Consider the following 6,000-nt stretch of genomic DNA (forward strand, 5'->3'; position numbering starts at 1 on the left):
CTAATGATAATTGTTCGGTATTCCCATGCAGATTTTTTCTTATTTGCTTACAACCATCGCTCGCTGTAGCAACTGGCTTTTTGTTAAAAGTAAAGTATTGCCAGAGCATCCCATCGAGGATTACGAGCTAGATCCCAGCATTCCCACATTTTATGTAGCGAGACTCGACTCGGTATCAGACATGGTCGCGCTAGACGTTATGTGTAAAAAGCTTGGTTTACCAAGGCCGTCTCAAAAAGCGCGAATTGGCAATAAAGAGCTCAATCGTTTTGTTGGGATCCAGACTCCGCCAAGTGTCTTTGGTAATAGTCATAAACCAAGTGATGCACTTGAACATAGCAAAGCGATTTTTGAAGCGCTAAAAGATGATGACAATACCGATGCGCAGGTTATTCCGGTCACCATATTGTGGGGTCGTAATCCAGGCAAAGAAAAGCCTGGTGTGGGAACCTTATTATCCAACTCATTAACACCGAGCTGGCTACGCAAATGCTTTGTGATCTTGTTTTCAGGCAGGGATAACTTTGTTCGATTTTCCCGCCCGATTGAACTCAACCAATTGTTAAACGATAAAGCAGACGTTGAGGAGCTGCCACATAAGCTGCTGCGCGTTGCACGTGTGCATTTCCGTCGTCAAAAATTGGCTGCTACCGGCCCCAAACTGCCATCACGTGAGCAGCTATTTAATTCTATCTTAGCATCGCAAAGCATTAAAAAGGCCATTACAGACGAAGCAAAGGCAAAAGGTCTAAGTCAGGAAGAAGCAAGGTTACAAGCACTTAGATTATTAGACGAAATAGCCGCGAACTATTCAGACGCCATGGTACGTGTAGCTGACCGGGCCCTCACTTGGCTGTGGAACAAGCTTTATAATGGTATTGAAGTTAATAACTCAGACAAAGTACAAGCACTTGCGGACAAAGGACACGAGATAATTTACGTGCCATGTCATCGTAGCCATATGGATTACTTGCTTCTAACTTATGTGATTTACCATCAGGGTTTAGTACCACCGCATATCGCAGCTGGCGTTAATCTCAACTTTTTCCCTGCGGGACCGATTTTCCGTCGTAGTGGTGCCTTCTTTATTCGCCGTTCTTTTTCGGGTAACAAACTCTATTCCGCGGTATTCAAGGAATATTTAAGTCAGTTATTTATCAAAGGGTATTCCGTTAAGTTTTATACCGAAGGCGGCCGTAGTCGTACCGGTCGTCTACTACCACCAAAAACGGGGATGCTGGCAATGACACTGCAATCTATGTTGCGTGGTATAGACAGACCTATCTCACTAGTGCCCGTTTATCTCGGCTACGAACATGTTATGGAGATCAACACCTACCTCAAAGAGCTGGCTGGCAACAGTAAGAAAAATGAGTCTATCTTTGGTATTTTTAAGGCGATTAAGAACCTTAAAAACTATGGTAGAGGGTATTTAAATTTTGGCGATCCGATATCAGTCAACCAATTTTTAAATGAGCATCAACCAGATTGGCGTGATTCTATCCACCCCACCGAAACTCAAAAGCCAGCTTGGCTGAACAAGCAAGTTGCCGATCTCGCTGATGTCATCATGACTGAGATAAATAACTCAGCAGCACTGAACTCAGTTAATTTGCTTGCGACAATTTTGCTGAGTAACGAGCAATTTGCATTGCCTAAATCACAACTGCTACAACAGCTCGATTTGTATCTTGGACTACACAGACATGCACCTTATCACGACAATGCGACGGTGCCAGATTCGAGCTCTGAGGGCTTACTCGATCATGCACTTAAGCTTGATAAGTTCGATATTATTGAAGACAGTTTCGGCAGCATCATTAGTGTTAAGGAAAAAGAACGCGCTCTGCTTAACTATTACCGTAACAATATTCTGCACCTGTTTGCCGTACCAAGCTTAATCGCTCAGCAGCTCTTCAATCGCTACAGCTTGACTGTTGATGAGTGTCGTAATGAAGTAGCGCTGTTGTATCCCTTGTTTGCAAAAGAGTGGTTCTTAACAGACCTTAAGACAGGATATATAGAGTCTATTTTTGAATACTTTGCGGCTAAGGGTCTAATCACCTTTGATGGTCACCTAGCCTCGGTTAACAAAGATGGTAGCGCGTTGGCACAATTAGAAATGCTAGGTAAAGTGATCCACTTAACGCTTGAACGCTATGCAATCACGATTAACCTGGTTAAGCGTCATCAAGGATTAAGTCGTAGCGAGCTTGAAAAAGAAAGTGCACTTCTTGCCGACCGACTAGGAACTTTGCATGGTATCAAAAGCCCAGAGTTTTTTGACAAAAAAGTGCTCAGTGCATTTGTCACTAGTCTAAAAGAGCAAGGCTTTATAGAACAAGATGAAGCCGCGGGCATTCGCGGCACAGAATCACTGCATACTTTAGAGCAGTACTTAAAAGCCCTGCTACCTGCTCGAATACATCAGTCTATTCAGCATATCGTCTAATATCATAAGGCCCCAGTTTAGGGGGCCTACTTATGGTGCATAGCAAAGCTTAAGTTAGACGATTATCTACTACTTGCTTTGTAACAACAGCAATAACACATAGTGCTGCCGCTATATCTACAGAGATTATTTGGTGTGGCCAAACTAAAGCGATACCTAAAAGCGCTGACACCATCCTGATAGGTTTATTGAGCTTCGCCTCCGCATAGCCATATATCGCTGCTGCCAAAGCGTACATCCCCACAAGCGCGGTGAAAAAAACCTGCATGATCTCGAAATTACTCCCCCCGATAAACGGCGTATAAGCAAACAGTAAGGGAACGATGTATAGCGCTTTGGCCGTTTTCCATGCTTCTATTCCTGTTGCCATCGGCGGTGTTTTGGCAATTCCCGCGGCGGTAAAAGCGACCAAGCATACCGGCGGTGTCACATTGCTATCTTGCGATAACCAAAAAATAATCATATGGGCAGAAAGTAGCATCATGGCCAAATGCGTGGCATCAAATTGGCTACTGCGAATAATATCAATAGCCTCTGGCGGCAAGCTTGCCAAAATAGTAAACACTTGAGCCGCTGTAATATTTGGCTGGTTGTATATCTCTCCTAGCGCTGGTGCCATCATACTCATCATCATCGTCGCAGTGTCATTGAGTTGACCATTTACTATGATCTCTACCAGTGCTGACTGGCTGATCAAGCCATACAAAGCAGGTGCAGAAAGCGTTGCCAACACAATATATGATGCCGTAACAGGCAGTCCCATACCGATAATTAGCGAGGCCAATGCAATCAATACCAACAACAGTATCAAGCTTGCTCCCGCCCATTCATTTATCATTAGAGAAAAAGTAACCCCTAAGGAGCTGATCGAAATACAATTCACCAGCATGCCAATGGCCACCAATAATATTGCTGTCTTAGCGCTGTTTTCAGTTGCATTTGCAAGCGCAGCCAAAACCTTTGACCACTTCATCGGCGAATGTGAAAACAAAGAAAATAGACACACACTGAGCGTCGCAATACTGACTGCATAAGTTGGCGTAAAGCCATAAATCATCAATGTTACGAGCAACACGATAGGTAATAAATGATGCCAACCGGACTTCAGCTCTTGCCAAGCACTCAATTGCTCTGATTCTAATGCTGGCTGGATATTCAAACGCTTAGCTTGAATACGTACAAAGATGGCGATAGATGCGAAATAAAGCAGAGCGGGAACAAAGGCCGCCGCAATTATCGTAAGATAAGGAATTTGAGTATAAGAGGCCATCACAAATACACCGGCCCCCATAATCGGCGGGATCAGCTGACCTCCCGTCGATGCTCCGGCTTCAACTGCTGCCGCAAACTTTGCAGGAAAGCCTGCTTTCTTCATTAATGGAATGGTGATCACCCCAGTCGCCGCTGTATTCGCGATAGCAGAGCCTGATACTGAGCCCATCATACCCGAGCTCACGACAGCAACAAGTCCTTGTCCGCCAACCATACGACCAACAAGCGCATTGGCAAAGCGAATGATAAAATCCCCTGTTCCTGCTTGGACTAGAAATGCGCCAAACAGGATAAACATAAAGACAAACGTCCAAGAAATTTTAGCAATAGGTCCAAACAAGCCGTCATCAAAGTAATTGCGAAACAAAATAGTTTCTGCGCTTAAACCCGCAAAATGAAACACGCCATCGATATACTGTCCCAAAAACAGTACATAACTCATCGCCAGTAGGATCATCATCGGGATAAACCAGCCCATACAGCGCCGGACCAACTCAAGCGCGAGGAGTACAGCGGTGGAAGATGCTATCCAGTCAGCCGTAGCAAATTCATAATTACGCGCAGCCAACGCATCACTGTACAGAACAAGATAGCCACAGCTCACGATTAAACCGATAAACAGCCCGATATCAATAACGCCAGAAAGCACTGCCAATTTGCCAACTCTAAGTGGCAAGGTGAGTAAGATAATGCTACCAAATAACATGAAATGGATGGCTGAAATATAATTATCCGGCCAAGTGGCGACCAAGTTAAAATAGAGGTGCAACAAACTCGTGAATATCGCTAAATAAAAAGCGATCCGCTCACGAGTTGGTGCTGCTAATGTGCTTTGCTCATTGCTACTATTACTCATTGATAGATACTATCCCGTTTTACTTAGTTGGCGGCGTTACTGCAGATGAGCAGGTACGGCAATACCTATTTCTTTATAATACTTCAGCGCGCCGGGATGTAGCTTAGCAGGCAGTCCCATGAGTGCCTTTTCTATCGCCATGGCTTTAGTCGCTTTATGGATGGTTTGAAGAAAGACTAAATTTTCATAAATTGCCTTGGTGAGTAGATATACATCTTCCTCACTCATGTCTTTATGCGCAGCAAGAAAGTTTGGCTGCGCAATCGTTTTGATTGCGTTAGTTTGGCCGGGGTAAGTGTTAGCTGGGATCTCGAAGCGTGACCATAACTCTACCTCAGCGTTGACTTTATTTAGCTGCTCATCAGTAAAATCCAGCACCGTAATACCATTGGCATCGGCTGCATAAGCACTTGTAATAGCGCTGACAGGTACGCCTGCTGGAATATTCATTCCCGCAATCTGACCATTTTGTAGGGCGCTAGAAGAGCCCGCGTAACCTTTATGCACCAAAGTGAATTTGTCACTATCAACGCCCAGTGCAGCCATGATGTGCTTCCCAGAACCTTCCGTTCCAGAGTTACGCTTACCAATACCAAACCCTTGTGAATATAGGTTTTTCAAATCTGAGACGTTGCCTGTTTTGGCATACTTCTTAGCAATGACAAAGTGCTCTACGTTTTGCCACAGCATAGTCACAGAACGCAGATAATCTTGTTTGCCAACGGGTGCCATTGCCCCCGTCCCCTGCGTCGCCCACGCACCGTAAAGACCCTGTAGAATAGCCAGCTCAGCTTCTTTATTACGCATGAGTTTGAGGTTATCACCAGAACCGGCAGAGGTAATGGCCGACACACTCATACCGTGCTGCGGCGTGACTTTTAGCTTAGTTAGTGTCGCAATCGCGACACCTACTGGGTAAAAAGTGCCACCAGATGAGGCTGTCGCCAAAATATAGGATCTGTCCTTATCTACATTGGCAAAGCTTGCAAAAGTACATAGTGACATTGTGATACTGAGCACAGCAGAAATTGTTCGAGCCAAAAGACCTAACATCTTTACACTCCCTAATTTTAGGTTTTATATGGGCTTATTGTGCACACCTTTACGTAATTAACCAAATTTTTACGTGACTGGTGGCAGGATATCAGCATATAGAATAGAAAGATTAAATGGTGAGAATATGGATTTTAAGCTGTCGAAAGCAAATATAAGAACATTATCGGATTGTTCGTTATAACCATCACAACGACAAAAATGAGGCTTTTATTGAAGAATGATCCCCTTTCCTTTGTCGCGATATAAAATCGCTGCTACAGGGTATTAAAAAAGGCCGCTAAAGCGACCTTTTTATGTGTGTTACGACAATCTACAGATTACTCTTCGATTGTTGCTACAACACCAGCACCTACTGTACGGCCAC

3 protein-coding genes are annotated in these 6,000 nt (G+C 44.3%); 1 reads left to right on the forward strand and 2 read right to left on the reverse strand.

Annotated elements, in window-relative coordinates; all coding sequences use genetic code 11:
• The first annotated feature begins 25 nt into the window (after nt 1-25).
• On the forward strand, nt 26-2,452 hold the full coding sequence (gene plsB, locus BB427_RS02730; RefSeq protein ID WP_069018855.1) for a glycerol-3-phosphate 1-O-acyltransferase PlsB: 2,427 nt from the start codon (nt 26-28) through the stop codon (nt 2,450-2,452).
• Nucleotides 2,453-2,501: 49 nt separating this feature from the next.
• Here plsB and BB427_RS02735 read toward each other — a convergent pair whose 3' ends face one another.
• Both BB427_RS02735 and BB427_RS02740 read right to left on the reverse strand, forming a co-directional pair.
• Nucleotides 2,502-4,580, reverse strand: coding sequence for a TRAP transporter permease (locus BB427_RS02735; protein WP_069018856.1), 2,079 nt, complete (start codon nt 4,578-4,580; stop codon nt 2,502-2,504).
• A 36-nt stretch (nt 4,581-4,616) separates the two neighbouring features.
• On the reverse strand, nt 4,617-5,633 hold the full coding sequence (locus BB427_RS02740) for a TAXI family TRAP transporter solute-binding subunit (RefSeq protein WP_069018857.1): 1,017 nt from the start codon (nt 5,631-5,633) through the stop codon (nt 4,617-4,619).
• Nucleotides 5,634-6,000 lie beyond the last annotated feature (367 nt).

This window comes from Pseudoalteromonas sp. BMB (assembly GCF_001709235.1).
In the GTDB taxonomy this organism is placed as follows: Bacteria; Pseudomonadota; Gammaproteobacteria; order Enterobacterales; family Alteromonadaceae; genus Pseudoalteromonas; species Pseudoalteromonas maricaloris.